Annotated in this window: 1 pseudogene; it reads right to left on the reverse strand. The window is 66.4% G+C overall.

From position 1 onward, the window contains the following. A pseudogene (locus tag AC1DDG_RS21745) lies at positions 1-453 on the reverse strand (response regulator); the annotation flags it as partial.

Below are 453 nucleotides of genomic sequence, written 5' to 3' on the forward strand. Positions count from 1 at the left end.
TCCCGGCGTCGGCCAGGTACTCGAGATAGCGGCGCACGGTGACCCTGGACATCCCCAGGGCGACAGTTGCCTCGCTCGCGGACACGGCCCGGCCAAGGCTCGCCAGGAGGTCTTTGACGGACTCCAGGCTATGGGCGGAAAGGCCCTTGGGCAGCGGGACTTCGGTGGGTGCGCGGAGACTGGCAAACGCCTGGTCCACATCGCTTTGCGAGGCTCCACTCGCCCGCGCGCCCGACGCCGGGGCGGCGAGTTGCTCACGGAAGGTGCGGTAGCTGGCGAGTTTGTCCGCGAACGTTGCGAACGTGAACGGCTTGATGAGGTACTGCACGACGCCGATCGACACCGCGCTTCGGACAATGTTCACTTCCCTGACGGCGGTGATGGCGATGATGTCGGCGAGCAGTCCCGAAGCGCGCATTCGGCGGGCAACATCCAGCCCATGAAGATCCGGCA

Source organism: Arthrobacter sp. 10L430 (genome assembly GCF_056395245.1).